General features: G+C 43.8%; 1 protein-coding gene. It reads right to left on the reverse strand.

The features are described 5' to 3' along the window. Window positions 1-190: 190 nt before the first annotated feature. On the reverse strand, window positions 191-1,000 hold an 810-nt coding region (locus R7Q38_RS25145; RefSeq protein ID WP_318114776.1), incomplete at its 5' end, for a methyl-accepting chemotaxis protein.

Here is a 1,000-nt window from a genome sequence, read left to right on the forward strand (position 1 = left end):
AAATTAAAATAAAATATCGTTTGATGAAAATGTGCTCGGAGTGGGCTGGTTTTATGCGTTTTAAATAGGGATACACCATGGTTTAAGCTTTTCTAAGAAAGAAATTACGAGCTTGTTTGCTAAATAAATGCGACGAAAACAAAAAAAGCACGTTTAAAAACGTGCTTTTTAGTGAACAATTGACTTTAAACTAGTGCTTTACGGAGAACTTATTCACCCATCCTTCCAGTTCATTTGCCAAAGAGGCCAAACTTTGGGTGCTCGATTGGCTCTCTGTTACCACTGAATTTAGCTTACTTCCGCTCTCTTCAATCAGATTTATGCGGTGTGCAATGTCATCACTGACTTGCGTTTGCTCAGCTGCTGCCGTCGCAATTTGCTGACTCATTGCTGTGATAGATTCAAGCGCGGTAACGATCTGTTGGAGAGCTTCTGATGCATTCATCGATTCAGTTACTGTGCTTTCACTTGTTTCCGCACAGATTTCCATTGTATGAATGGCATTGCGAGAGCCTTCTTGAAGATTCGAGATCATGTGTTGGATCTCTTTTGTGCTGTCTTGAGTTCGACCTGCAAGATTACGCACCTCATCTGCTACTACAGCAAACCCTCGTCCTTGTTCGCCTGCTCGGGCTGCTTCAATTGCAGCGTTCAAGGCTAATAGGTTGGTTTGTTCCGCAATATCCCCGATTACATCCAGAACTTTCACGATGTTGTTTACATCTTGATCGAGATCGGCAACCGCTTTACTTGCAGTATTCAGCTGAGTCGCAAGACCTTGGATGTTATCTACCGTACTGTGGATCAGTGATTGAGTGTGCTGACTTTGTTTATCTGCTTCATCGGTATTACGTGCTGTGTCGCTAGCAGAGCTTGCCACATGGTTAGCGGAAGAAGCCATTTCTGTCATCGCTGTTGCAATCATTGCGGTCGATTGCTGCTGAGAAACGGTAAGATCGGCGATGGAATTTGAGCGCGACTCTACTGCTGATAGCTCATC

This window comes from Vibrio sp. Vb0598 (assembly GCF_033338935.1).
GTDB lineage: Bacteria > Pseudomonadota > Gammaproteobacteria > Enterobacterales > Vibrionaceae > Vibrio > Vibrio alginolyticus.